This window comes from Nocardia sp. NPDC059195 (assembly GCF_042754695.1).
In the GTDB taxonomy this organism is placed as follows: domain Bacteria; phylum Actinomycetota; class Actinomycetes; order Mycobacteriales; family Mycobacteriaceae; genus Nocardia.
Genome location: NZ_JBHZBG010000010.1, coordinates 204,385 through 229,761, shown reverse-complemented (window position 1 = coordinate 229,761; position 25,377 = coordinate 204,385). Strand labels below are relative to the sequence as shown.

General features: G+C 66.8%; 23 protein-coding genes and 1 riboswitch. Of the genes, 13 read left to right on the top strand and 10 right to left on the bottom strand.

Annotation, left to right across the window (positions count from 1 at the left end; all coding sequences use genetic code 11):
* Positions 1 to 173 precede the first annotated feature (173 nt).
* From ACFXKN_RS16010 to ACFXKN_RS15995, 4 genes are all read left to right on the top strand, one after another.
* Positions 174 to 1,688 (top strand): multicopper oxidase family protein, encoded by a 1,515-nt coding sequence (locus ACFXKN_RS16010; protein ID WP_379433257.1) that lies wholly within the window; start codon positions 174 to 176, stop codon positions 1,686 to 1,688.
* Positions 1,689 to 1,761: 73 nt separating this feature from the next.
* On the top strand, positions 1,762 to 2,496 hold the full coding sequence (locus ACFXKN_RS16005) for an ABC transporter ATP-binding protein (RefSeq protein ID WP_379433256.1): 735 nt from the start codon (positions 1,762 to 1,764) through the stop codon (positions 2,494 to 2,496).
* On the top strand, positions 2,493 to 3,254 hold the full coding sequence (locus ACFXKN_RS16000) for an ABC transporter permease (RefSeq protein WP_378955116.1): 762 nt from the start codon (positions 2,493 to 2,495) through the stop codon (positions 3,252 to 3,254). The genes ACFXKN_RS16005 and ACFXKN_RS16000 overlap by 4 nt, the downstream gene beginning before the upstream one ends.
* Before the next feature lie 29 nt (positions 3,255 to 3,283).
* Complete coding sequence (locus ACFXKN_RS15995) at positions 3,284 to 3,919, top strand: TetR family transcriptional regulator (RefSeq protein ID WP_378955146.1); 636 nt, start codon at positions 3,284 to 3,286, stop codon at positions 3,917 to 3,919.
* Between the two features lie 122 nt (positions 3,920 to 4,041).
* Here the strand turns inward: ACFXKN_RS15995 and ACFXKN_RS15990 are convergent, their stop codons facing one another.
* From ACFXKN_RS15990 to ACFXKN_RS15980, 3 genes are read right to left on the bottom strand one after another with little or no spacing between them, the layout of a single operon-like run.
* Positions 4,042 to 4,266 carry a Trm112 family protein gene (locus ACFXKN_RS15990; RefSeq protein WP_266287518.1) on the bottom strand — a complete coding sequence of 75 codons (225 nt, stop codon included), beginning with the start codon at positions 4,264 to 4,266 and terminating at the stop codon, positions 4,042 to 4,044.
* A 9-nt stretch (positions 4,267 to 4,275) separates the two neighbouring features.
* Positions 4,276 to 4,713: a GtrA family protein gene (locus ACFXKN_RS15985; RefSeq protein ID WP_378955173.1), complete on the bottom strand. Its 438-nt coding sequence runs from the start codon at positions 4,711 to 4,713 to the stop codon at positions 4,276 to 4,278.
* On the bottom strand, positions 4,710 to 6,950 hold the full coding sequence (locus tag ACFXKN_RS15980; protein ID WP_379433255.1) for a hypothetical protein: 2,241 nt from the start codon (positions 6,948 to 6,950) through the stop codon (positions 4,710 to 4,712). The genes ACFXKN_RS15985 and ACFXKN_RS15980 overlap by 4 nt, the downstream gene beginning before the upstream one ends.
* Before the next feature lie 221 nt (positions 6,951 to 7,171).
* Here ACFXKN_RS15980 and ACFXKN_RS15975 point away from each other — a divergent pair, with 221 nt between their 5' ends.
* On the top strand, positions 7,172 to 8,212 hold the full coding sequence (locus ACFXKN_RS15975; RefSeq protein ID WP_378957510.1) for a glycosyltransferase: 1,041 nt from the start codon (positions 7,172 to 7,174) through the stop codon (positions 8,210 to 8,212).
* A complete protein-coding gene (rffA, locus tag ACFXKN_RS15970; RefSeq protein WP_378955199.1) occupies positions 8,209 to 9,345 on the top strand; it encodes a dTDP-4-amino-4,6-dideoxygalactose transaminase in 1,137 nt (378 codons plus the stop codon). Before ACFXKN_RS15975 ends, rffA begins: the two co-directional genes overlap by 4 nt.
* A 138-nt stretch (positions 9,346 to 9,483) precedes the next feature.
* Here the strand turns inward: rffA and ACFXKN_RS15965 are convergent, their stop codons facing one another.
* Together ACFXKN_RS15965 and ACFXKN_RS15960 are read right to left on the bottom strand one after the other, a co-directional pair.
* A complete protein-coding gene (locus tag ACFXKN_RS15965) occupies positions 9,484 to 12,441 on the bottom strand; it encodes an AMP-binding protein (protein WP_378955212.1) in 2,958 nt (985 codons plus the stop codon).
* Positions 12,442 to 12,569: 128 nt separating this feature from the next.
* Positions 12,570 to 12,704 carry a hypothetical protein gene (locus ACFXKN_RS15960; protein WP_378955227.1) on the bottom strand — a complete coding sequence of 45 codons (135 nt, stop codon included), beginning with the start codon at positions 12,702 to 12,704 and terminating at the stop codon, positions 12,570 to 12,572.
* A gap of 175 nt (positions 12,705 to 12,879) precedes the next feature.
* Here ACFXKN_RS15960 and ACFXKN_RS15955 point away from each other — a divergent pair, with 175 nt between their 5' ends.
* From ACFXKN_RS15955 to ACFXKN_RS15935, 5 genes are all read left to right on the top strand, one after another.
* On the top strand, positions 12,880 to 14,451 hold the full coding sequence (locus tag ACFXKN_RS15955; RefSeq protein ID WP_378955254.1) for a family 2B encapsulin nanocompartment shell protein: 1,572 nt from the start codon (positions 12,880 to 12,882) through the stop codon (positions 14,449 to 14,451).
* 12 nt (positions 14,452 to 14,463) lie between these two features.
* Entirely contained in the window at positions 14,464 to 15,819 is a 1,356-nt protein-coding gene (locus ACFXKN_RS15950) for a family 2 encapsulin nanocompartment cargo protein terpene cyclase (RefSeq protein ID WP_378955287.1), read from the top strand.
* Positions 15,816 to 16,688: a geranyl diphosphate 2-C-methyltransferase gene (locus ACFXKN_RS15945; RefSeq protein WP_378955326.1), complete on the top strand. Its 873-nt coding sequence runs from the start codon at positions 15,816 to 15,818 to the stop codon at positions 16,686 to 16,688. The genes ACFXKN_RS15950 and ACFXKN_RS15945 overlap by 4 nt, the downstream gene beginning before the upstream one ends.
* Entirely contained in the window at positions 16,685 to 17,245 is a 561-nt protein-coding gene (idi, locus tag ACFXKN_RS15940; protein WP_378955342.1) for an isopentenyl-diphosphate Delta-isomerase, read from the top strand. The genes ACFXKN_RS15945 and idi overlap by 4 nt, the downstream gene beginning before the upstream one ends.
* 187 nt (positions 17,246 to 17,432) lie before the next feature.
* On the top strand, positions 17,433 to 17,786 hold the full coding sequence (locus tag ACFXKN_RS15935; RefSeq protein WP_378955346.1) for a hypothetical protein: 354 nt from the start codon (positions 17,433 to 17,435) through the stop codon (positions 17,784 to 17,786).
* Positions 17,787 to 17,793: 7 nt separating this feature from the next.
* On the opposite strand, the gene ACFXKN_RS15930 is transcribed toward ACFXKN_RS15935, so the two are convergent.
* The 3 genes from ACFXKN_RS15930 to ACFXKN_RS15920 all read right to left on the bottom strand — a co-directional run bounded on the left by ACFXKN_RS15930 (position 17,794) and on the right by ACFXKN_RS15920 (position 20,816).
* A complete protein-coding gene (locus tag ACFXKN_RS15930) occupies positions 17,794 to 18,522 on the bottom strand; it encodes an aspartate/glutamate racemase family protein (RefSeq protein ID WP_378955353.1) in 729 nt (242 codons plus the stop codon).
* A complete protein-coding gene (locus ACFXKN_RS15925) occupies positions 18,522 to 20,009 on the bottom strand; it encodes an NCS1 family nucleobase:cation symporter-1 (protein ID WP_378955360.1) in 1,488 nt (495 codons plus the stop codon). The genes ACFXKN_RS15930 and ACFXKN_RS15925 overlap by 1 nt, the downstream gene beginning before the upstream one ends.
* An 84-nt stretch (positions 20,010 to 20,093) precedes the next feature.
* A complete protein-coding gene (locus ACFXKN_RS15920; protein WP_378955379.1) occupies positions 20,094 to 20,816 on the bottom strand; it encodes a GntR family transcriptional regulator in 723 nt (240 codons plus the stop codon).
* 106 nt (positions 20,817 to 20,922) lie between these two features.
* On the opposite strand from ACFXKN_RS15920, the gene ACFXKN_RS15915 reads away from it, so the two are divergent.
* Together ACFXKN_RS15915 and ilvA are read left to right on the top strand one after the other, a co-directional pair.
* Positions 20,923 to 22,101, top strand: a complete 1,179-nt coding sequence (locus tag ACFXKN_RS15915) for a serine hydrolase domain-containing protein (RefSeq protein ID WP_378955387.1) — start codon at positions 20,923 to 20,925, stop codon at positions 22,099 to 22,101.
* Positions 22,102 to 22,181: 80 nt separating this feature from the next.
* On the top strand, positions 22,182 to 23,405 hold the full coding sequence (gene ilvA / locus ACFXKN_RS15910; RefSeq protein WP_378955407.1) for a threonine ammonia-lyase: 1,224 nt from the start codon (positions 22,182 to 22,184) through the stop codon (positions 23,403 to 23,405).
* Between the two features lie 22 nt (positions 23,406 to 23,427).
* Here the strand turns inward: ilvA and ACFXKN_RS15905 are convergent, their stop codons facing one another.
* Entirely contained in the window at positions 23,428 to 23,742 is a 315-nt protein-coding gene (locus ACFXKN_RS15905; protein WP_378955418.1) for a DMT family transporter, read from the bottom strand.
* Positions 23,743 to 23,752: 10 nt separating this feature from the next.
* A riboswitch (guanidine-III (ykkC-III) riboswitch) is annotated at positions 23,753 to 23,817 on the bottom strand.
* A 63-nt stretch (positions 23,818 to 23,880) separates the two neighbouring features.
* Positions 23,881 to 25,299 (bottom strand): argininosuccinate lyase, encoded by a 1,419-nt coding sequence (gene argH / locus ACFXKN_RS15900; RefSeq protein ID WP_378955432.1) that lies wholly within the window; start codon positions 25,297 to 25,299, stop codon positions 23,881 to 23,883.
* Between the last annotated feature and the right edge of the window lie 78 nt (positions 25,300 to 25,377).

Sequence of the window (25,377 nt, the reverse complement as noted above, 5' to 3'; positions counted from 1 at the left end):
TCGGTGGGGTGTTCATGGGACAAAGCAGCCCGCCGGAACGTGACAACCCTTCATAGTGATCCACATCACATAGCCTGACCTGCGGGAAACCCTGAACACCTCGGTGCGGAATCAGGGACGAACCCGGGATGCACCCCGATGTGGCGCCACGTTTACGTCCCTACCGTCGATGTATGGCTTCTCCCCCACGTCGGCTACGCCGAATCCTGCTCGGCGCGTGCGCCCTCGTCGTCACCCTGCTCACCGCGATCGGCGCCGGGGTGGCGTGGACGTGGTCCGGGGCCAGCGTATCCACAGTCGGCGCAACGGAATTCACCCAGCCGCTGCACATTCCGCCGCTGGCCGATTCGACGGTCGATTCCGCCGGAACACGGGTGTTCTCGCTCGATATGCGCACCGGGACAACCGCGTTCGAACCCGGACGGGAGACCGAGACCTGGGGTTTCAACGGTAGCTATCTCGGCCCGACCCTGCGTGCGGCCCGTGGCGAACGGGTGCGCGTCCAGGTGCGCAACCAGTTACCCGAAGCATCGACGGTGCACTGGCACGGCATGCATCTGCCTGCCGCCATGGACGGCGGGCCACACCAGATGGTCGATCCGGGCGCGTCGTGGACACCGGAATGGACTGTGGCCCAACCGGCTTCGACGCTCTGGTATCACCCACACCCACACGGCGCGACCGAGGACCACGTGCGCCGTGGCCTAGCGGGGATGTTCCTGATCGATGACGCGCCGAGCGCCGAACTGCCGCTGCCGAACACCTACGGTGTCGACGACATCCCGGTGATCGTGCAGGACATGCGACTGCGCGGAAACCGCCTCGACGGCGCGCACACGATCTTCCGCGATACCGGATTCCTCGGTGATCGCACCATGGTCAACGGCACGCTCGCGCCCTACCAGGAGGTCGGCGACGAACTGGTGCGGCTGCGCCTGCTCAATGCGTCGACCGCGCGGATCTACACCTTCGCCTTCGACGATGCCCGCCCGTTCGCGATGATCGGTTCCGACGGTGGCCTGCTCGAACGCCCGACCACCCTGGATCGCATCCAGCTCTCACCCGGCGAGCGCGCCGAGATCGTGGTGCGGATGCGGCCCGGTGAGCGCACCGTTCTCCGCAGCGAGAAGCTCGAGGCGGGCCTGGACTTCTGGTCGAACCGGTTCTCGGGCGGTGACGACAGGTTCGATGTCCTCGAACTGCGCGCCGCGTCCATTTTGCGGCCCTCTCCCGCGCTGCCGGAAACCCTTGTGCCGCCGTCGATTCCCGATGGCACGGACTCGGTCGTACAACGCCGCTTCGATCTGAGCCTGGCCGGTATCAACGGCGAGCGCATGGACATGAGCCGCATCGACACGACCGTCACCCGGGGCACCACCGAGACCTGGGTCGTGCACAACATCGACGGCATGCCGCACAACTTTCACGTCCACGATGTGCAGTTTCGGGTGCTCGACTACGACGGGGCCCCACCCCCACCCGAGCTGGCCGGCGCCAAGGACACCATCTTCCTACCGCCGAATACGGCGGCCACCCTGGTCCTGCGCTTCGACGGGCCTGCCGATCCGACGACACCGTACATGTACCACTGCCACCTGCTGTGGCACGAGGATGTCGGGATGATGGGCCAGTTCACCGTCGTCGAACCAGGTCAGCAGGCTGCGACACCCCCTGGACACGCCCACTGACCCTTGCCACATCGACATCATCGCGCTAAATTCATCACGTAGTGAATTCAACACTCGATGAATTGAGGCGACCATGTCGCACACCGCACCGCCACCGATCGCCGTTCAGGTCGCGGACCTGACCGTCAAGCGCGGAAAACGCGCTGTCCTGCGCGGCCTGACCATGGACATCCCGCGCGGCTCGATCACCGGCCTACTCGGCCCGTCGGGCTGCGGGAAGACCACCCTGCTCCGCAGCATCGTGGGAACGCAGCTGGTGGAATCGGGCACCGTCACCGTGCTCGGGGAGCCGGCGGGTAGCGCCGGATTGCGCCGCCGGGTCGGCTACGTCACCCAGGCGCCGAGCATCTACGCCGACATCAGCGTCCGCGACAATGTGGCCTACTACGCCGCGCTCTACGGTCGCGACCGGGACGACACCGAATCCGCGCTCGTCGCAGTCGGTTTGGCCGATCACGCCGATCAGCTCGGCGATCAGCTCTCGGGTGGGCAGAAGACCAGGGCGTCGCTGGCGTGCGCGCTGGTCGGCAAGCCCGAACTGTTGGTGCTCGACGAACCGACGGTCGGCCTCGATCCGGTGTTGCGGGTGGAATTGTGGAAGCAGTTCCGCGAATTGGCCGCGGCGGGAACGACTTTGCTGGTGTCGAGTCATGTGATGGACGAAGCCGACCACTGCGACAAGCTGCTGCTGATGCGCGACGGCGAACTGCTCGCCCAGGTCAGCCCCGACGAACTGCGCGAGCGTACCGACGAACAGAACCTCGAGGCCGCTTTCCTGACCTTGATCACGATGGGAGAGCACCCATGACCACCCTGCGCCCCTACACCGCCACCACCGGCCGGATCCTGCGGCAACTGCGCAACGATCACCGCACCGTGGCGATGATCCTGGTTGTCCCCGCCCTGCTCATGACCTTGCTGTACTTCATCTATCAGGACGCACCGCGTCCGCCGCATTCCCCGCTCACACTGTTCGATCGGGTCGGCATCACCATGCTCGGGATCCTGCCGTTCATCGTGATGTTCCTGATCACCGCGATCGCGATGCAGCGTGAACGCACATCGGGAACCCTCGAACGGCTGCTCACCACTCCGCTGAGCAAGCTCGACCTGCTCGCCGGGTACGGCAGCGCGTTCTCCCTCGCCGCCGCCGCGCAGGCCGCCGTCGCCAGCGTGGTCGCGTTCTGGCTGCTCGGATTGACCGCTGCGGGCAATCCCGGCTGGGTCCTGCTGATCGCGATGGTCGACGCGGTGTGCGGCGTCGGACTCGGCCTGCTGGCGAGCGCCTTCGCGCGCACCGAGTTCCAGGCCGTGCAGTTCATGCCGGTGATCGTCGCACCGCAGATCTTCCTGTGCGGCCTGCTGGTCCCGCGCGACCAGCTACCCGGCTGGCTGGAGGCGATCAGCAATGTGATGCCGTTGAGTTACGCGGTGGACGCGCTACAGCAGGTGTCGGTCCATGCGGAGCCGACGGGCGCGATGTGGCGCGATATCGCCGTCGTCGCCGGGTTCGCGGTGGTGGCGCTCGGCCTCGCCGCGGCTACTCTGCGTCGACGCACCCCGTAGCGAGCAAAGCCCCGATGAGAGGATCCATGATGAGTGACGGCGAATCCAGTTCCGGCACAGCGAAATCCGGGCGGACCGGGCGCAGGCCGGGCAACGCCGACACCAAGATGGCGATTCTCGACGCGGCGCGGGTGCGGTTCGCGGGCGCTGGGTTCGACAAGACGTCGATCCGCGCGATCGCGGCCGATGCCGATGTCGACCCGGCGCTGGTGCACCACTATTTCGGCAACAAGCAGCAACTGTTCGCCGCGGTGGTGGACTTCCCGGTCGACCCGGACACGACGCTGCGCGCGGTCGACGCCGCACCGATCGAAGAGCTCGGACACACCATCGTGCGCGCGGTCGTCACGGTGTGGGACTCCCCGGCCGGACCCGGCATCGTGGCCATGGTGCGCAGTATTTTCGCGGGCGGCGATCAGAATCTCGCGCGCTCGTTCCTGCTCCAGGTGGTGCTGGAACGGGTCCGCGTGCGCATCGCGACCCCGGATGACGACGGACGGGCCAGGGTCTCACTGGCCGCGGCCCAGATGGTGGGGGTGTTGACCGCCCGCAAGATCATCGCGCTGGAACCACTGGCCTCGATGCCGATCGATGCCGTGGTCGAGGCCGTCGGCCCGGCCGTCCAGCGCTACCTGACGGGCGATATCACCACCGGCAGTTGGTGATCGAACGCGAACTCACCCGTACGACGGCCGGTGGCACATCGCGCGGGATGGGCGTCGAGTCAGCACCTCCGCATGCACCAACTCCGATTCCGGAGGAATGCGGAAGCTACCGGGTGTGCCGGTCAGGATTCGGCGACGAAGAATTCGTGTTCGGCGTCGGTGACGTCGCGGGCCTCGTCGATCAGCAGCACCGGGATGCCGTTGTCGATCGGGTAGGCGCGCCGCAGACGGGGGTTGTAGAGCACACTCACATCGGCTTCGGTGCGCACCAGTTGCAGCGGGCCCTTGTCCTGGGGGCAGGCCAGCAGGCCGAGCAGGGTTGCGTCGATGGTGGATTCGTGCGCCATGTCCCTAACCTACCGCGCCCGGCGAAACGAGATGTAGCGGTGTCCGAAGAAGCTGAGCACCGCGACCAAACCCATAACGATCACCGAGGCGGGCGCGGCGGGGAAGCCGAGAACGGTGACCGCGAGTTCCACCAGGATCACATTGAGCACCAAGCCACTCGCGTTCACGCCGCAGAAGGCGAGGATGTCGCGGACCAGGTGGCCGTGTACCCGGAACACCAGCGTCCGATGCAGGACGAACGCGACGAACGTGCTGATCCCGTAGGCGGCGATGACGGCCAACCCCGGCCTGTCGTCGCCGAAAACGTGCAGCCAGAACACCGCGAGGGCCATGCCCAACAGCGTGTTGAAGCCGCCGACGATCGCGAACGCCAGCTCCTGGCGTTTCACGATCCGCAGCAGCGGACCCGGTGTCTCGAGCACGCCGCCCGCGGCCTCGATCGTCATCGCACCGCGTCCGCGAGCGCGGTGTCGTCATCCGCGATCGACTCCGCCGCCGGGGCGTCCAGTTCCTCGTCGTCAGGCTTGCGTCCGCGCACATACAGCCACTGGAACACGGCGAGACCGAGCAGTCCGAGGCCGATCGCGGCGCCGCCGATCTTCCAGCCCGGCGGACGCCAGGTCAGCTCGAGATCGCCGTTGCGCGTCCCCGCCGGAATATCGACGGCGACGAAACTCTTCGCGACAACCTTGAACGGGATGTCCTTGCCGTCGAGGCTCACCCGGTAACCCGGCCAGCCCAGGCGCGCGAACACCACACGGCCGCCGGTCTCGGAGCTCACGGTGACCCGGCTCGTCGTATCGCTTTCCGACGCCGAGACCGCGGTGGCGTTCTCGACCGCCGAGATCCGGCCGTTGCGGGTGGAGATCAGGCCGTCCTCGCGTTCGAGGACCGAGATGTAGTTCTCGTGGCCGGGGTAGTCGACCCACTTCCAACCGGACGGAGCGGGCTCGGTGCGGGCGGCCGGGTAGAGCGCGCGTTGCAGTACCACCCGGTCGATGTTCATCAGATCGACAACGGTCTTGCCCGTCGACGGCTCGACCGCGAACGCGCGGCGGTAGGCGTCGGGGCACACGCTGGTGTCCCAGCGCATGCAGAGCATGTCACCGAACCAGAAATGGCCGTTCGGGGTGTAGCCGCTCACGTAGGTGCGTTCGATGTCCTTGGCGTAGTTGCCGAACACCAGCGAGCCGTAGGCGCCGTCGAGTGTGCGCTCCCCCGGCTGGATCAGTGCGCGATCACCGAGCTGCAGCGTGGTCCCCGCGAATTCGGGGAACGCCGCGCGCGCCGCGGCTCGATCGCTGGGCAGATTCCAGCTCATCGGCGTCGGCTGCGCCCGTTCCACCTGGACATAGGCGATCGGGGACACCGCGATGATCGCCAGCGCGACCGCCGCCGAGATCCCCTTGTTCACCGCCAGCCACACCATCGCGGCGCCGAGCGCGGCGATGGCCAGTGCGGCGATCACATGCGCGATCCAGTTGTGCGGGTCGGCGGAGAACGACCGCACCCACAGCAGTCCGATCAGCACCGCGGCCGCGGTCCCCCGCGCACGCCAGTCCTTGAAGGTCGCGAACCGTCCGAGCAGCACGCACACCAGCAGCAGCAGACCCAGCGCCACCATCGGCAGCACCCGGGCGGGCCAGCGCAGCGGGCCGATCGTGCCGGGACCGGCAGTCCACATCAGCGCCGCGATCGCGAACAGCCCGATGCCGCTGAGCTCGCGCCAGGCCGCGCGCGCCTTGCCCCAGTCGATGAACGCCAGCGCCGGAATCAGGAACCAGGCGATGTAGACCACCGGCAGCGGCTGGACGTAACCCCACCACGAGGTGAAGGCGGGCAGAGTCGAGGGCAAGCTCGCGTTCAGCGATTCCGACCACGGCACAGTGAGGAACTGGTCGTTGTTGATCTGGGCGGTGCCACGCCAGGTCACCTTCGCCGACAGCATGCTCGGCAGATACGTCGCCGCGCCCGCTAGCGCCGCAAGCCCCGCCACCGTCAGCAGTCTCAGCGATGGACGCCAGGTCCGCTGGTAGATCAGCTCACCGACCGCGACCGCGCCGATCATCAGACCGGCTTCGACCGCCGGGAAGATGTACTGCACCGAGATGGCCAGGTAGAGGTACACAAATACCGGGATCGGGCCGCCGTGACCGCGCGAGTACCGCACCCCAGAAGCCCACGCGTGCACCATCCACGCGGTGCCGGTGAAGGCGGTCATCCAGCTGGCCTCGTCGAAGAACAGCAGCCATCCGGTGAACGAGATCGAAACACCGGCCAGCGCCGCCCACTGCACGCGCGAGCCGTAGGCCAGGCAGATCCGGTAGACGCCGAGGCCGAGGATGATCGCGAAGATCAGCTTCACCACGGTCGCGTACAGCACCAGATTGTCGACCGAGGGCGCGATCAGATCGATCAGCAGCTGCGGCGGATTCAGCAGGCCCGCTTCCTCGATCGCGTAGTTTCCGGCCATCCAGTGCTCGGGCACCATCACCGGCAGATCACCATTGCGGAGCCGGTTTCCGAGCATCACCCACAGCGGGACGTACTGGGATTCGGTGTCGTCGGTATAGAAATGCCGAACGTTGGCGAGGAGAACCGCACCATAGCCCGCGATCACTCCGAGGGCGGTGATCAAGCCCCAGATGTAGACGGAACGACGGGACGGGGTTCTACTTTCCACCACGAGGACCAGACCCTACAGGCACACGCCCGAACAAGCACCGCCGCACAGCGGATCGGCTACCGCCGACCTGTCACGCCCCGGTGTTAAAGTGCGCACACTGTTGGGTCAATTCCTCCGAAACACCGAAAGTGTCCGCGATGCCGATTCCGTCCGCACCCTTGTCCAGGCCCGGCGCTGTGGTGCGTGCGGGCGCGCCCGATCGCAACGGGTCGAGTCCGGTGCACTCGGTGTCGGTGGTCGTTCCGGTGTATCGGGGTGAGGACACGATCGCCGCGCTGGTCGCCGAGTTGGACCGGCTCACTGGCCCGAGCACGACGGCAGCGGGCGCCCGGTTCGCCGTCGAGGAGGTCATCCTCGTTCACGACAACGGTCCCGACCGCTCCGATGTCGTCCTCCAGGAACTCGAGGGCTCCTTCCCGCAGGTGCGCGCGGTCTGGTTGAGCCGCAATTTCGGTCAGGACGCGGCGACGATCGCCGGTATGGCGGCGGCGCAGGGCGACTGGATCGTCACGATGGACGAAGACGGTCAGCACGACCCCGCGTTCATCGCCGACTTCCTCGACGCGGCGCTGGCCTCGCGCGCTGACCTGGTCTATTCGAAACCGTCCAACACCCGCCCGCACGGCTTCCTGCGCAATCTCACCTCGCGCGGCGCCAAAGTCGTCCTCGCGACGGTGTTCGCGTTCCCCGATTCGACACGCTTCGAGAGCTTCCGGCTGATCCGCGGTGACATCGGCCGCCAGCTCGCCGAGGTCGCGGCCAACGGTGTGTACCTCGACGTGGCACTCACCTGGGTCGTCGGCAATACGGTGTCGGTGCCGGTGGTGCTGCGCGCCGAGGGCCGTGAGGAGTCCGGCTACAACTATCGCCGGCTGTTCTCGCTGTTCTGGAAGATGGTGCTGTGCAGCGGCACTCGTGGCCTGCGGCTGGTGAGCATGCTCGGCATCACGCTGGCGCTGGCCGGGGTGATCATGGCCGCGGTGGTCATCGTGCAGGCCCTCACGCAGGACAATCACGATCCCGAGGGCTGGGCGTCGATCATCGTCGTGATGCTGCTGTGCTCGGGCGCGATGCTGTTCTCGCTCGGACTGATCGCCGAGTATCTCGGTGTCGCGCTGCACATCCTGGTCGGCAAGCCGCTCTACCTGACCGTGCAGACCCCCACACCGCGCCCGGATACGATGCATGCGCCGGCCGTGAACCATCTAGTCGACGCCGCGGTACCGGCAGCCGCGACGGAGAAGGGCCACCGCGAGTGAGCGACCGCATCATCTTCAGCAGGCCGTTCCGCGCCGCCGCTGAACGCCCCAATCTGATGACCGTGCTCGATTCCGATCACAGTCATGGCGACGGTCAATTCACCAAGTCGGCGACCGCGAAGATCAAAGCCATCACCGGCGCCGAGCACGCGCTGCTCACCACGTCGTGCACGCACGCACTCGAATTGGGCGCGCTGCTGCTCGAGCTGGGCCCCGATGACGAGGTGATCGTCCCCAGTTTCGCCTTCACCTCCGCGGCCACCTCGATGGCATTGCGCGGGTCCACCTGTGTGTTCGTCGACATCGACGAGGCCACCGGCAATATCGACCCCGCCGCCGCGGCCGCCGCGATCACCGACCGCACCAAGGCCATCGTGGTGATGCACTACGGCGGTGTCGCCGCCGACATGGAACCGCTGCTCGCGCTGGCTGCTGCGCACGGTGTGGCGATCATCGAGGACAACGCGCACGGCCTCGGTGGCACCTGGCGTGGCAGGCAGCTCGGCACGATCGGCACCCTCGGCACGCAGAGTTTCCACGACACCAAGAACGTGCACTGCGGTGAGGGTGGCGCGCTGTTGCTGTCGGACGAGATCCTGATGGGTCGCGCCGAGATCATGCGGGAGAAGGGCACCGACCGCGCTCGCTTCCTGCGCGGTCAGGTCGACAAGTACTCCTGGCAGGACATCGGTTCGAGCTACCTGCCCAGCGAACTCAACGCCGCCGTGCTCGACGCCCAGCTGGCCGAGTTCGACACCATCCAGGCCAACCGCCACCGGGTGTGGAACACCTACGCGGCCGCGCTGCCCGACTGGGCGAGGCGAAACGACGTGCGCCCGATGACGGTGCCCGCCGACGCGGGCCACACCGCGCACCTGTTCTTTTTGCGCATGCCCACCGAGGACAGCCGCGACGGCATCATCGCCCATCTCGCCGAACACGGCATCGTCGCGCCGTTCCACTACATTCCGCTGGATTCGAGCCCAGCGGGCCTCAAGTACGGCCGCACCCCGGTGCCGTGCACGCGCTCGGCGAATTTCTCGGCGACGATCGTGCGTCTGCCGCTGTGGCCGTTGCTCAGTGCGGGTCAGCTGGACCGCGTCATCGACGCGGTCACCGAATACCAGGTGTAGCGGTCGCTGTCGCGCTGCCGATCGAGGATCGCTGCGTTCTGGATACTCACACACGAAGGCCGCCCGGTTTCTGCCGGGCGGCCTTCGTCGTGAGATCGCCAGGGCCGTGGCGAGGCTGTGCCTGCCGCGGCCGACGGGTCAGCTTCCGCCGAACAGTGTTGCCGCCGCGGCGTCGGTGAGCGCTTCGTAGACCTCGGTTTCCCGGTTGTAGATCCAGGTGCCCGGTCCGGCCTTGGGCAGACCGGCGGCCTGCACTGCCGACGCCGAGGGGCGGAAGCTGGAACTGCGGGGGATCTCGTCGACGACGTAGACCAGATCGGGGCGCTGACCGTGCTCCAGCCCGCGCATCGCCTCGGTGACATCGCCCGGTTCGATCCGGAAACCGTGGCGCACGCTCAGCGCTGCCGCCGCGATCGTGCCCGCCGAGGTCTTCAGCCCGAACGCGACCTCCATGTCGACCGGCGTGATGTCATTGAGCACGTCCACGATCGGCTGGGTGAACACCGGCCCGCGCGCGGTGTGGATCACCGTGTCGCGACGGTCGACCAGCCAGTAGTCACCGTCGCTGTCGCGCCGGAACAGGTTCTCCGTCGGCCACCAGGCGTCACCGGCCTGGAATACACCGCGCAGTCCACCGTCGGAGATGTCACCACCGTCGACGGCCTTGCCGAGCAGCAGGCCGGGTTCGTTGTCGGCGCAGCGGCGCGCGAATCCGTCGTCGCCGACGAGGATCTGCTCGCTGACCGGGTCGTAGGCGACCAGTTCCACCCGCGCGGTGCCGGGCACCGGCCTGCCCTTCGAGCCGATCTTCGCGCCGGTGACATTCGCCAGCACCACATCACCGTCGATCGAGGCGTAGAACTCCAGCACACTGGCCGGGACGAACTGTTCGACCGTGCGCCGCCAGAGTCCAGCGGGCATACCGGATCCGATGAACAGCCGGATCGGGTGGTTATGGCCGGCCGGGAAGACCTGGGCGTCGAGCAGATCGCGCAGCATCGTCCAGGTGTAGGTGACGACGGTGACGCCGTAGCGGTGCACCTCTTCGGCGAAGCGGCCCGGGTCCATGCCCATCGGCCTGGCCAGCGCGATCCGGCTGCCACCGGCGATCGCCCCACCGAGGCTCACCAGCAGCCCTGACGAATGATGCAGTGGTGCAAGGCAGTACACGGTGTCGCGCCGGTCGAGATCGGCCGCGCTCGCGGTGCCGAACGCCGACAGCGCCCAGCGATGGTTGGTGATGTACTTCGCCTCCAGGCGGTCGCCGGAGCCGAGCACGAGCACGAACGCGAGTTCGCGCGCCAGACCTGGGTTCGGCCGGTACCAGGCGGGCACCCTGACCTTCACCGGGTCGATCTGCTCGAGGTCGATCACCCGGTCGCTGGTCGCCACCGCGAGCGAACGACTGTCGCCGCCGCCGAGCACGAGCACCCTGGCGGCGGTCGCCGCGGCGGTGCGCAGGTTCTCCGGGTCGGTGATCAACGTCTGCACGCCGGTCAGCTCGATGGCCCGGTCGAGTTCGGCACCCGGTGCGAGCAGCACCGCGACGGCACCGATGCGGGAGAGCGCGGCGACCGAGGCCAGCGCGCTCGGACGCGTCTCCATCATGATGCCGACGCGCATCGCGGGCCGGATCCCGACGGAGATCAGGCCGCGCACCACGTTGTCGACGCGCGCCTCGACGGCGGCATTGGTGTGCACCCGGTCGTCGAAGAGGACCAGGTCCTTCTGCGGCGCACGGCTCGCGTGCTCGCTGAGCAGTTTGCCGAGCGAGATGCGGGTGTGCGGCTGGATCATCCCGAGCCGCGTCAGCCGGGGCAGCGCCCGCGCGGCCTCCCCCGCCATTTCGAGCGAACCGCGAATCGTGTTGCCCGCGATACCTTCCAGTGCTTTGCCGACGCCCGCGCCCGCCTCGGCCAGACCGGCGGCGGTGTGCACCATCCGGGTGGCGGCGGTGCGCGGCGCGTTGCTCGCGACGTGTTCCTGCATGGGCACGATCTGCTCGGGCAGGGTGCCGTTGCCGTCCATCCACGCGATCCAGTCGCACACCATCGGCCAGGTGTGGTTGGTGGCTGTCGAACCGGCGACGAGCCCGAAATGCCCTGCCACCAAACTGGCTTCGTACACCTCGGCGTTGGGGGCGGCCCGCACGATGCCACGCACCGCGGCGGGCTGACCGATGTCGTCGACCTCGCCGACGAACGCCAGGATCGGGCACTTCAGCTCCGCGAGCGATACCGGGTGATCACGAATCACGAAGCCGCCGAGCATCATCCGGTTGTGGGCGACGAACTGCTTGAGCAGATCGGCCACCGCCGGGCCCGAATACCCCACCCAGCCATCGCTGTTGAGGAAGCGGCGCTGACGTTCCTTGGGCAGCAACGCTTCCCGGTCGTGCAGCTGCCGAAGGAAGTCGATCCGCGACTTGGCCGTCTTCACCGGGTCGAGCATTTGGAAGCCGATGCGCACCATCGACTCGGTGATCGGCAGCCGGTGCATCACATGGTCGGCCAGGAAGTCGGCGACCTCGGAGACCAGACCGTAGGGCAGGCCGAACGGCATACCGTTGACGATGTCGACGGGACTGCCGAAGGTGACGATCGAGGCCACGCCCTTGCCGTAGCGGTAGGCGGTGGTCTGGTAGGCGAACATGCCGCCCTGGGAGTACCCCATCAAGTGCAGCTGCGCGCCGGTGGCCTCACAGACGGTGTCGATGGCGGAGTTCACCGCGAGCACGTGGTCGGCCAGGTCGCGTTCCCAGCCGCCCTCCTCCGTCGCGGGCGAGCCGAAATCGATGACCCAGCAGTCGATTCCGCTGGCGTGCAGGATGCCGACCGCGCCGCCTGCCGCATTGACGTCCCAGATGTCGGCGTTCACCATCAACGGCGGCACGAGCAGCGCCACCGGACGGCCGGGCGTCGTATCGTCGGGGAAATAGTGCCGCAATCGATACATGCGTCGACGCTCGACGACCTCGAAGGGCGAGGACTCGACATCGTGTGACAACCCGCCGAAGCGGATCACCTCCAGCCCGTTCTGCGCGGTAGCCAGCAACCGCTGCACCGAACCGACCACACCTTTTGGACTGATATCCACCGTTCCCACCTGGCCCTACCTGCTTAAAGTGACACACCTCACACACCCCGATGTGCTCATATGAGCTAACCACACCGGACCTCCATTATGTGTCGGCTGTGACAGGCCGCATGTTGCGGCGATTCGGGTCACATCGCGCCGAGGAAGAAGCCGAACAGGCTCGTTCCGCCGGGCTCGGGCTCGAAGGCCCGCCGCACCACGCGCGGGCTGAGCAGAATCGCCGACACGGTGAACCGACGGCGGCATTCGACCATAACGACCACGGCCTGTTCACGACGTCGATCGGCAGGCTATCCCCGGACATCTCGCTGTCCGCAATCGCCTCCCGCACAACGGATCTCCCGGTCATCACCATGTTTTCCCGAATTCCCGACGCGCGGCCACTTCGACCACCTACCATCGTTGACGTCCGGAACGTACTGACACACATCAGGTTTCGTGCAACACCGTTTCACATGCCAGACTTCTCCGCGCTGGACCATCTATTTCGCGCAGGACCATTCGCTTCGCACTGTTACCCACCCCTTAAGCCTGTCGCGCACCGTCGCGCCGCACAGGTCGATCGGCCGTGCAAATTTCCGTCCCGAGGTGAGGACCAATGCCATGACCATCGAAATGCCGCTGCCCACAGACAATTCCGTGCGCAAGAGCCTGAGTACCACGGCCGCGCAGAAGCTCACACATACCACCAAGTCCGAACCGCAGATGCAGGGCATCAGCTCGCGCTGGTTGTCGCGCGCACTGCCATGGGTGCAGGTCGCGGGCGGTATCTACCGGGTCAACCGCAGGCTCACCCATACCGTCGGCAACGGGGAAGTCGAATTCGTCGTCGACGGATCCCGGGCCAGGGTGATTCCCCAGGAACTGCGGGAACTTCCGCCGCTGCGTGATATCGACGACGATCAGCTGTTGCGGCCGCTGGCGGAGAACTTCGTGCAATACGACCTCGATCCGGGAACAGTCGTCGCCGAATTCGGCAATCCGATGGATCAGGTGATCCTCGTCGTCCACGGGAAACTCGCCCGGCTCGGCTCCGGTGAGTACGGCGAGTCCACCAAACTCGGCATGCTGTCCGGCGGCGACTATTACGGCGAGGAAATGCTCACCGATCCCTCGGCGATCTGGCCGGACACGGTGAAGACCGTGACCAAAACCACCATTCTCTGCCTGCCTCGACAGCAGTTCGAGCAATTCCTCGAGCTGAACCCGGAATTGGCTCAGATCCGCGCCGAAGCGGCCCAGCTGTCGAGCCGGATCAAGAACTCCAAGGGCGAAGCCGATATCGAGATCTCGTCCGGTCACTCTGGCGAACCCCTGCTCGAGGGCACCTTCGTCGACTACGACGCCAGCCCCCGCGAATACGAACTCAGCCTGGCCCAGAGCGTGCTGCGGATCCACACTCGCGTCGCCGATCTGTTCAACGATCCGATGAACCAGGTCGACCAACAGTTGCGACTCACCGTCGAAGCACTCTATGAGCGGCGCGAGCACGACCTGGTGAACAACCCGGAGTTCGGTCTGCTGCACAACTGCGATCTCAAACAGCGCATCACCACCGAATCCGGAGCGCCGACTCCCGACGACATGGACGAGCTGCTCAGCATGCGGCGCGGCACCAAATTCCTTCTCGCACACCCGAAAGCGATCGCCGCGTTCGGTCGCGAATGTACCCGCCGCGGCCTGTATCCCGATCCCGTGGAGTTCCAGGGGCACCGGGTGCCCGCTTGGCGCGGGGTGCCGTTGCTGCCGTGCGGCAAGATCCCGGTCAGCGATACCCAGACCACATCGATCATGGCGATGCGCATCGGTGAGAAGGATCAGGGCGTCGTAGGTCTGCATCAGACGGGCATTCCCGACGAATACGAGCCGAGCCTCAACGTCCGGTTCAAGCAGATCGACGACCAGTCGATCATGTCGTACCTGGTGAGCTGCTATTACTCCGCAGCTGTGCTCGTTCCCGATGCGCTCGGCGTGCTCGACGACGTGCTCGTCGCGCGCCGAGCCGACTGATCGGCGCGGGCCGTGTCTATCCTCACCAGGGCCGGTGCCCCGATCGCAGCCGGCGATCTGGCGGTCGCGGTGGCGGCCCTGTTACACGGTGCCACCGCCCCGGCCGACCTATTCGCGGGCGCCGCGCCACTCCCCCGGCAAACCTCGTCACTGCTGTCGATACCCCGACCCAGCGCCCCGAAATCACCGCTCACCCAACGGGCTTCACTCTCACCGTCCGAGGCCGCCACCCACGCGCCGCACCGGGTCGACACCATCACGCCACGTCGTCTACTCGGCCCGACCGGGCTGGGCACTGCCGGCCTGCGATTGTTCCCGACGCAGCACTCCCCTGCCGGATCATCGAATTCCGGTGGACCACAAACCATTCCGACGCTCTACTGCCCACCTCCCGAGCGTGACGACCCGGCATTGGCTGAGGCCGTCAATACGGGTCTGCTCGCCTGGGCTGCCGAGATCGGGCTCTACGAAGGACGCCTCGACGAGCTCGGCAAGGCCGATTTCGGACGCCTGATCATGCTCGCCCATCCCGATTGCGACGACCCAGACCTGCTGCTCGGCGCCGCGCGCTGCGCGGTGGCGGAATGGTCGGTCGACGACTACTACTGCGAGGAGGACGCCCCTGGCGACACCGCACCCGACGGCACCCCGTCCAGCGCCGCCGCCGAACTCGGGCCACGGCTCGAATTGGCCGCCGCCGCAATGGATCCAGCCCATCTACCCGTCCGCTACGCACCCAGGCTCGAACAGGCCATGCAGGCCGACCCGATCCTGCGCGCGTTCCGCACCTCGTTCGCGCACCTGGCGGGGTACGCGAGCCCGGCCCAGCTCGCCCGGTTACGCACCGAGATCGCGGGATGGTTCATCGCACTCGGTGCCGAGGCGGGCTGGCGCACGGCGAACCGGATGCCACCGGTCTGGGAGTATCTGACCAATCGGCAGCCACATAGTTTCCTGCCGTGCATGGCACCCATCGACGCGGTCGGCGGCTATGAACTCAGCGCCGCCGACTACGCCGACCCCGCGGTCCGACGGGTGGTCACCACCGCCGCGCTGGCCGCCCAGATGGTGAACGACCTGTATTCGATGGCGCGCGAGGACCTTTCGGGTGGCAGGGAATTCAACCTGCCGACGGTCCTGGCCGCCGAGGAGGGCTGCAGCCGGGCCGAGGCCGTGCAGCGAACAGCCCAGATCCACGACGAATTGATGCACCGCTTCGAACGGGAGGCGGCCCCGCTCGCCGCCTCGGGCTCACCCCAGCTGCGCCGCTTCCTGGCCGGCCTGTGGGCCTGGATGGGTGGCAACCGCGCCTGGCACGCGGGCAGCCGCCGCTACCACGACACCACCCCAGGAGAGGACGACAGATGACCATCGTCAACACCCCCGACCGCACGGTCCTGCGCACCACCTACCAGCGTTCGGTCGCGGCGTACTGGAACAACAATCCCAACGACGACCGGGTCAACACCGAACTGGGCAAGGTCGACGGCCTCTACCACCACCACTACGGCATCGGCGAACCCGACTGGTCGGTGATCGAGGGCCCCGAACAGACCCGCCAGGAACGGATCGTGCGCGAACTGCACCGCCTCGAAACCGCGCAGGCCGACTATCTGCTAGACAACCTCGGCGGCATCACCCCCGACGACCGCCTGATCGACGGTGGATCCGGGCGCGGCGGCACCAGCTTCATGGCCGCCGACCGGTTCGGCTGCCACGTCGACGGGGTGAGCATCTCCGAGTACCAGGTCGGCTTCGCCAACGATCAGGCCAAGACCCGCGGGGTGACCGAGCGGGTCGGGTTCCACTTCCGCAATATGCTCGATACCGGCTTCGCCGACGAGTCGGCCCGCGCCATCTGGACCAACGAAACCACCATGTACGTCGACCTTTTCGATCTCTTCGACGAATTCGCTCGCGTGCTCGAACCAGGCGGCCGCTACGTGTGCATCACCGGCTGTTCCAACGATGTCACCGGTGGCCGGTCCGCCTCGGTCAGCTGGATCGACGCGCACTACGGCTGCATGATCCACCCGCGTAGCGAGTACTTCCGCGCCCTGTCCGACAGCGGCCTTGTACCGACCACGGTTGTCGACCTCACCCCCGACACCATCCCGTACTGGGATCTGCGCACCCATTCCGAGCTCGCCACCGGCGTCGAGCAGCCCTTTCTCACCGCCTACCGCGAGGGGAGCTTCCAGTACCTGATGATCGTCGCCGATAAGGTGGCCAGGTGACCGAACAGCTCGCCGACCCGTCGACCGACCGTGAAGCCCTGCCTGTCGAGTTGGTCGACGAATCAGGTGTAGCGATCGGAGCGTGCTCGGTGGCCGATGCTCATCGGCCACCGGGCACGCTCCACCGCGCCTTCTCCGTGCTGCTGTTCGACCGGGACGGGCACGTCCTGCTCCAGCAGCGCGCCGCGGTGAAGACCAGGTTCCCGCTGCAGTGGGCCAACACCTGCTGTGGGCATCCGGCGCCCGGTCAGGCGGTGACCGAGGCCGCCGCGATCCGGTTGCGTGAGGAGTTCGGGATGGCGGCCGAGCTCACCGAGGTCGGTGTGTTCACCTACCGCGCCGGCGACGAGACGACCGGACGCATCGAATACGAATACGACCACGTCTTGATCGGTGTCGTCGGCGACCTGCCGCCACGGCCGGACCCGGCGGAGATCGCCCACTGGGCGTGGCTCCCTCCACAGGCCGTGCGTGCCGATATGGCGGAGAACCCCGGCAAGTTCACGCCATGGCTCGCCCAGGTGCTCGAGATCGCCGGTCAGGCCCACCAGCCCTGACCGGGCCGTCCCTGCGATCTCTTGCATTCGGGCCTTCCCTGGTCAAAGACCGGATAGATGCGCATATCTACATCTGTCGATGTTTCTTAGTTCCTTGGCGAAATCACAGGCTCACCACAGTCCGCGAACAGGCCACCCGGCGAAGCTGGACTTCGAACGGTCCCCGCGACGGCGAGTGAGGTATGTGATGGTCGAGGTCGAGATCAACGACGACACGGTGACGGTCAATGTGCTCGGTGGGCATCGCCTACTCGCCCTGCGCCAGCAGGTCGTGATCGACCGTGCGGCGATCACCGAGATCGCCACCGCCGAGGTGGACCTGCGGCCCCCGTGGGTCCGCGCTCCCGGCACCTTCATCCCCGGCGTGATCGCCGCGGGGGTCTATCGCGGCAAGGGCCGCAAAGAGTTCTGGGACACCACCTTCGGCGGCAGCGCGGTTCGGATCGACCTGGACGGGCCCGACTTCACCCGCCTGGTCGTCGACGTCGGCGATCTCGAGGCAGTGCTCAACGCACTGAGCATCGAGACCGCCGGCGTCTGAACAGCATTCACGAGCCGAAGGATTCCAGCAGACCCGCATAGATCTTCGGCGGCGGTGTCGCGAACTCTCCCCTACCCGACTTGCGCAACCCCATAGTCAGCAGCGACTGCACGGTCAACGTCGCCGCCGCGACACCGTCGATCACCGGCACCCCGATCTCGTCGCGAATGTGCGCGCACAGATCGGCCATTCCCGCGCACCCGAGCACCACAGCGTCGGACTCGTCCTGCGCGATGGCCGCCCGGCAGGCCTCGGTGACGATCTTGCGCGCGTCCGGGTCGGTATCGAGCGCGAGTACCGGTATCTCACACGCGTGGATCCCCCGGCAGAACCGTTGCATCCCATAGTGTTCCGCCAGATCGGCGGCCCGCCCGATGGTGCGTCCGAGCGTCGTGACGACACTGAATCCGCGACCGAGATGACTCGCGGTGTGCATGGCCGCCTCGGCGATCCCGATCACCGGCCCCGAGGCCAGTTCCCGTGCCGCGTCCAATCCCGGATCACCGAAGCAGGCGATGACATACCCGTCCACGCCGTCGACCTCGCCCTGCCGGATCGCGGCGAGCAGGCCCGGCACGCTCATCGCCTCGTCGTAGTGGCTCTCGATGGAGGCGGGCCCGATCTCGGAGGTAACCGCGTCGAGCAGTGTGCCCCGGCCTGCGACGGCCAGTGCGCACTGCTCGATCGTGTCGGTCATCGCCCGCGTGGTGTTCGGGTTGACGACCCGGATGCGCATCAGACACCGACCTCCTCGGCAGCGGCCGCGCGCCTGGCGCCGGTCAGCAGATAGTAGACAACGAAGCCGATGCCGCAGCCGATGAACCAGCTGTACTGGGCGGCGGTGTGCATGCCGGGCAGGCTGTTGGCCAGCACCGGGAACACCGCGATCACGGCGGCGACGGCGGTCGCGATGATCGCGGCCGGGTGATAGCCCTTCGTGTAGTAGTAGGTCCCCTGCTCCGACATCGTGAACAGATCGTCGACGAATACCTGCTGCTTGCGCACCAGGTAGTAATCACAGATCAGCACCCCGAACAACGGTCCGATGAAGGCGCCGAGCACCTCGAGGGTGTAGTGGATCACATCGGGATTGTTGTACAGATTCCATGGCGTGATCAGCACCGAACCGACCGCCGCGATCATGCCGCCCGCCCGCCAGCTGATCCGCTGTGGACTCACATTCGAGAAATCGAAAGCCGGCGAGATGAAGTTGGCGACGATATTGATACCGATGGTGGCGATGGTGAAGGTGAGCGCACCGAGCACGATCGCGAAAGTAGAGTCGATCTTGGCGACGGTGGCGACCGGATCGGTGATGAGCTCGCCGTACACCGGCAATGTCAGCGAGGCGGTGACCACGACCAGCACCGAGAAGACCAGGAAATTCACCGGGAGCCCGAGGAAATTCCCTTTCTTCACCGCGGCGAAACTCTTGCCGTATCGGGAGAAGTCGCCGAAGTTGAGCATCGGCCCCGAGAAATACGACACCACGAGCGCGATCGCGCCGAGCATGACCGGCACCGACGCCCAGCCGGTGTATCTCACATCGCCGAGGTTCAGGTCGATGGCACTCCAACCGGCCTTCGCGATGAGGTATCCGCAGAGCAGGAACATCACGACATACACAGCGGGGCCGCAGAAGTCGATGAACTTGCGGATCGATTCCATGCCGCGCCAGAACACGCACGCCTGCAGCACCCACAGCAGCAGGAAGCTGCCCCAGCCGAGCGCCGACAGTCCGAGGAAACCGTAATCAGCAGTGATCGCGTAGGGTGCCAACCCCGGAAACAGTTTCACCAGAACGACATCCAATGCCGCCGACGCGAGGAACGTCTGAATTCCGTACCAGGCCACCGCGATCAACCCGCGGATGATCGCGGGGATGTTCGCCCCGAGCACGCCGAACGCGCTGCGGCAGATCACCGGATAGGGCACACCGGTCATCTGACTCGGTTTCGCCACCAGATTGCAGAAGAAATACACGATGGTGATGCCGATGAGCAACGCGGCGAGCACCTGCCAGCTGGCCAGGCCGAGTGCGAAAAGACTTCCCGCCGTGACATATCCGCCGACGCTGTGCACATCCGACATCCAGAACGCGAAGATATTGTAGGTGCCCCAACTCTGCTTGCGGAGCGGCGCCAGGTCCTCGTTCGTCAGCCGCGGATCATAGGTGGGTGGTTCACCGGCGGGAATCGCCGAGGACGTAATGGTGTCGGTCATGATCGTTCCCGTCCGAAAAGGTACATCTGCTGAACTGACGGTAAGTATCAGCGGTTGCCCTGCGGTTTCCCGGGAATTTCACGCCTATTGCACCGAAGATATATCTTCCGGCGCGAGCAGTCCGGTGTCGGTCGGCAGGGTCGCTACCACCGTTTCCAGCCTGCGGTGGTGCTCGTCGGCGGCGACGAGCAGGCGGTCGATATCGCGTGCGAGGAACGCGTCGAGCATGGCGATGTGGTCGATGTGCAGGCGCTCGCGGTCGAGCCGGTCGATGTGGACCATCGACTGCACCGGTTCGGTGACATTCCACGCGGCTTCGAGCATGTGCAGCAGCCGGAACATCCGCGACGGCCTCGTGAGCGCCACATGGAAGCTGCGCGACTGTCGCTGGTAGGCCGCGGGATCGTCGTCGAGGATGGCGCGTTCGAGTAGCTCGTTCACCGCGAGCAGGTGTGCGCGTTCGGGCTCATCGGCGTGCAGCGCGGCGGCGGCAAGTGATGCCGTCTCCAAAGTGTCACGCACGATGTACATTTCGCGCAGTTCACGGGCGGTGAGCTGGGCCACCTGATAGCCGCGCTGCGGGCGGTGGGTGACCAGCCCCTCCCCGATCAGCGTCTTGAGCGCCTCGCGGACCGGGATGTGACTCACCCCGAACAACTCGGCGACTTCGCGCAGCGGGATCACGGTGCACGGCGGTACGGCACCGTCGAGGATCACCCGGCGCAGTTCGCCGAGAATGACCTGCGGTCGGCCTGGCTCATCGACCACAAGCCTTGCCAGCAGCGCCGATCGTCGTCTCGGGGGCATGCGAACATGCTATGGACCGTGTATTGCGCGCGGGCTGTTCGATGTGACAGTTGGGAAACGATCACCGTACCGACCGGTCCCTAGTGCGTGATGGCATGCTCGGAGGATGGGAGTTTCGACAGCGCAGTCGGTGGATCGCCGTTTCGTCCGTTTGGTCAGTGTCTTCGACCATCTGTTCCGCAAGCCCTCGCACGGCGGTGGCGCGCTGTGTGTGTATCTGCACGGCGAGCCGGTGGTTGACGTGTGGGCGGGCTACGCGAGTCCGGGTGTGCCGTGGACAGCCGATTCGGTGGCATTGGGTTTCTCCACCGGAAAAGGCGTGGCTTCCACGGTGATTCACCAGTTGGCCGATCGTGGGCAGCTCGATTACAACAGCCCCGTCGCCGAGTACTGGCCCGAGTTCGCCGCAGCGGGCAAGGCTGACATCACCGTGCGTGATGTGCTCACCCACCGGGCCGGCCTGCACCGGCTGCGCGGTCTGCTGCCGGGCCCGATCGAGAGTTTCCTCGACGACAACGCCGTCACCGCCGCCCTGGCCGCGGCTACTCCCGACCCACGGCGCCAGCTCACCAGCGGCTATCACGGAATCAGCTACGGGCACCTGGCCGCCGAGATCGTCGCGCGGGTCACGGGTCGTGAGTTCGTCGATGTCGTGCGCACCGAGCTCGCCGAACCCCTTGGCGCCGAGGAACTCTGGTTCCGCGTACCGCACGACCAGCGCCACCGCATCGCCACCACCTTCCCGCGGCTGCGCGCCGCGGGCATGGACTGGGACACCGGCTCCGATCTGCTGACCCGCACCCGTTTCGCCGCCGCGGCGGAAACCACCCCGCGCGGGTTCGCTGACCTGATAGTCGATGCGCGCGTCCATGATTCGGTGATGCCCGGCGTGAACGGCGTCTTCTCCGCCCGCGCCTTGGCCCGCGTCTACGCCGCCCTCGCCAACGGCGGTGAACTCGACGGCACCCGCATCCTCTCCCCCGACTCGATCCCCCGGTTCGCCACCCGTCAGGTCTTCACTCCCGACTACGTCCTGGCATTCCGCATCCCCTGGGCCATGGGCTTCCACGGCGTCCCGATGAAACCCTCCAAGGCCGACCCGATCTCCGCCTTCGGCCACTTCGGCCTCGGCGGCTCCGGCGCCTTCGCCGATCCCGAAACCGGCCTCTCCCTCGCCTTCGTCACCAACCGCCTCGGCGGCAAACTCACCCCGCTGGGCGATGCCCGCCTCACCCGCCTCGGCACCATCGCCCACAACATCGCCACATCGTCGCGACTCCCCTGAGCCACTGGCTGGGCGGTTGATCACTGCACAATATGGACGCAACACCTGGATACCCGACTCACGATGCCGAACCTGGCACTATGTGGCCGATGGAGACCGTGGGACTGGAGCGGATCGAGGAAGCCGCGCGACTGCTGGCGCCGGTGATCCGGCGGACGCCGATCGTGGGGTCGCGGGTGTTGTCGGAGCGGGCGGGCACGCGGGTGCTACTCAAATGCGAGAACTTGCAGCGGACCGGGTCGTTCAAGCCGCGCGGGGCCTATAACCGGATCGCGAATCTGCCCGCGGCGGATCGGGCGCGGGGTGTGGTGGCGGCCAGCGCGGGCAATCATGCGCAAGGAGTGGCGTGGGCGGCGAGCGAACTCGGGATCGCCTCGACGGTGTTCATGCCGGTCGGGGCCTCGCTACCGAAGCTGGTCGCTACCCGCGCCTACGGTGCCGACGTGCATCTGGTGGGTGACACAATCGACGAATCCTTGGTCGCCGCACAGGAATTCGCCGATCGGACCGGCGCGACCCTGATCCATCCCTTCGACCATCCCGATATCGTCGCCGGTCAGGCGACGGTCGCGCTGGAAATCCTCGAGCAGGTTCCCGAGGTGGGCACGGTGGTCGTGCCGACCGGTGGTGGTGGGCTGCTCGCGGGTGTCGCGGTGGCATTGCACGCGTTGGCGCCGAATGTCCGGGTGATCGGCGTGCAGGCGGCCGAGGCGGCGGCGTGGCCGGATTCGCTGGTGGCGGGCAGGCCGGTCCGGGTGCCGCGAATGTCGACGATGGCCGACGGTATCGCGGTCGGGCTACCCGGTGCGGTGCCTTTCGCCCACGTCGCCGAGCTGGTGTCCGAGATCGTCACCGTCGACGAGGACGCCCTGTCGAGAGCACTGTTGCTCTGCCTCGAACGGGCCAAACTCGTCGTCGAACCCGCGGGTGCGGCGGGCGTCGCCGCCTTGCTCACCTCCGCTCTCGAGGACCCGCCCGGCCCGGTGGTGACCATCTTGTCGGGCGGAAATATCGACCCGCTGTTGCTCACTCGCGTGATCGGCCACGGTCTCAGCGCCGCGGGCCGCTACCTGGCCATGCACGTCACGATCGATGACCGGCCGGGCGCGCTGTCCGCACTGCTCGCCGTGGTCGGGCGCGCGGGCGCGAGCGTGGTGGATGTCGTGCACTCACGGACGGGTCCGTGGTTGGCTGTCGACGAGGTCGAGGTGTCGCTCACCGTGGAAACCCGCGGCTCCGCGCACCGCGACGACGTCCTGGAAGCACTGCGTGACTCGGGTTTCCGCGTACACGCCGAGCTCTAGAAACCCGTGCGCCCCACCGAGTTCAGTGCGCCATTTTCAGCCCGACCACACCGGCAACGATCATCACCAGGAACACGGCCTTCACAACCGAGAACGCCTCCGCGCCGGTGACCATGGCATAGACGACGGTCAGCACGGCGCCGATGCCAACCCAGACCGCATACGCGGTGCCGACGGGAAGATCGCGCATGGCCAGCGCGAGTCCGGTCATGCTGGCGGCCAGGGCTACGCCGAACACCACGGTCGGAACGAGTCGGGTGAACCCTTCGGTCCGGCCCAGCGCGGTGGCCCACACCGCTTCCAGTACACCGGAGATAATGAGCAGAATCCACGACATGACGAGCCTCCTGTGGCCGTCTTGTCGCACTCCGGGTACGGCTACCCTCGTCCGGGAGCCCCGTTCGGGCTCACTGCCAAGCTGTCACACCGGCAACCACTTGGCAAGCAGGTGGTGGGTGAAGTCACCACCTGCCGGTCAGCGCAGCCAGGCGCGTGCGTCGTCGGCGGTCTTGCGAACCTCGTCGAGCTGCTCGGCCACCCGCGCACCGGCGGTACCGCCGCGTGCGCTGCGCGAGGCGATGGAGCCCTGCACCGTGAGCACTTCGCGCACACCGGCAGTCAGTGCCGGATCGACGGCGGCGAATTCGGCGTCGGTCAGTTCGTCGAGGCCGACTCCACGCGACTCGGCTACCCGCACACACGCACCGGCCGCTTCGTGGGCGACGCGGAACGGAACACCTTGGCGCACCATCCATTCGGCGATGTCGGTGGCGAGAGTGAAACCGGCAGGGGCCAATTCGGCCATTCGGTCGGTGTGGAAGGTGAGAGTGCCGACCAATCCCGCGATGGCGGGGAGGAGCAGTTCCAGCTGAGCGACCGAGTCGAACAGGGGCTCCTTGTCCTCCTGGAGGTCCCGGTTGTAGGCCAGCGGTTGGGCTTTCAGCGTTGCCAGCAGACCGGTCAGGTTGCCGATCAGGCGGCCCGCCTTGCCGCGGGTCAGCTCCGAGACATCGGGGTTCTTCTTCTGCGGCATGATCGACGAACCGGTCGACCAGGCGTCAGCGAGGGTGACGTAGCCGAATTCCGGTGTGCTCCAGATGATGACCTCTTCGGCCATCCGGCTCAGATCGACACCGATCATGGCCAGCACGAATGCCGCCTCGGCGGCGAAGTCACGGGAGGAGGTGGCGTCGATCGAATTGGCCGCGGAAGCAGTGAAATTCAGCTCCGTGGCGATCTGCTCGGGGTCCAGACCCAGCGAGGAACCGGCCAGCGCGCCCGAACCGTACGGCGAGATGGCGGCGCGTTTGTCGAAGTCGCGCAGGCGTTCCAGATCGCGCAGTAGCGGATGCGCGTGGGCGAGCAGGTGATGAGAGAGGAGCACCGGCTGCGCGGCTTGCAGGTGGGTCTTGCCCGGCATCACGGCGTCGGGGTGTGCGGCGGCCTGCGCGACCAGGGCGTCGACCACGTCGAGCACACCGGCGGCGACGCGACGCACACCGTCGCGCAGCCACATCCGGAACAGGGTCGCCACCTGGTCGTTGCGCGAGCGACCGGCCCGCAGCCGACCACCGAGCTCGGTGCCGACCCGCTCGATCAGCCCACGCTCGAGCGCACCGTGTACATCCTCGTCGGAATCGGCCGGGCCGTAGGCGCCCGAGGCGACGTCGGCGGCGAGCGCGTCCAGACCGGCGAGCATGGCGGGCAGATCATCGTCGGCGAGCAGCCCGGCTTTGTGCAGCACCCGGGCGTGCGCCTTGGAGGCGCGAATGTCATAGGGCGCCAGCACCCAGTCGAAGTGGGTCGACTTGCTCAATGCCGCCATCGCCTCGGCCGGACCAGAAGCGAATCGCCCACCCCAGAGCGCACCTTCGTTGGTTCCACTGTGGGTCATAGTCGATGTCTCCTCCGGTCGGGATGGCGGGCATGGATGATGACGACACCGGCCGATCCGTGGGGACCGGCCGGTATC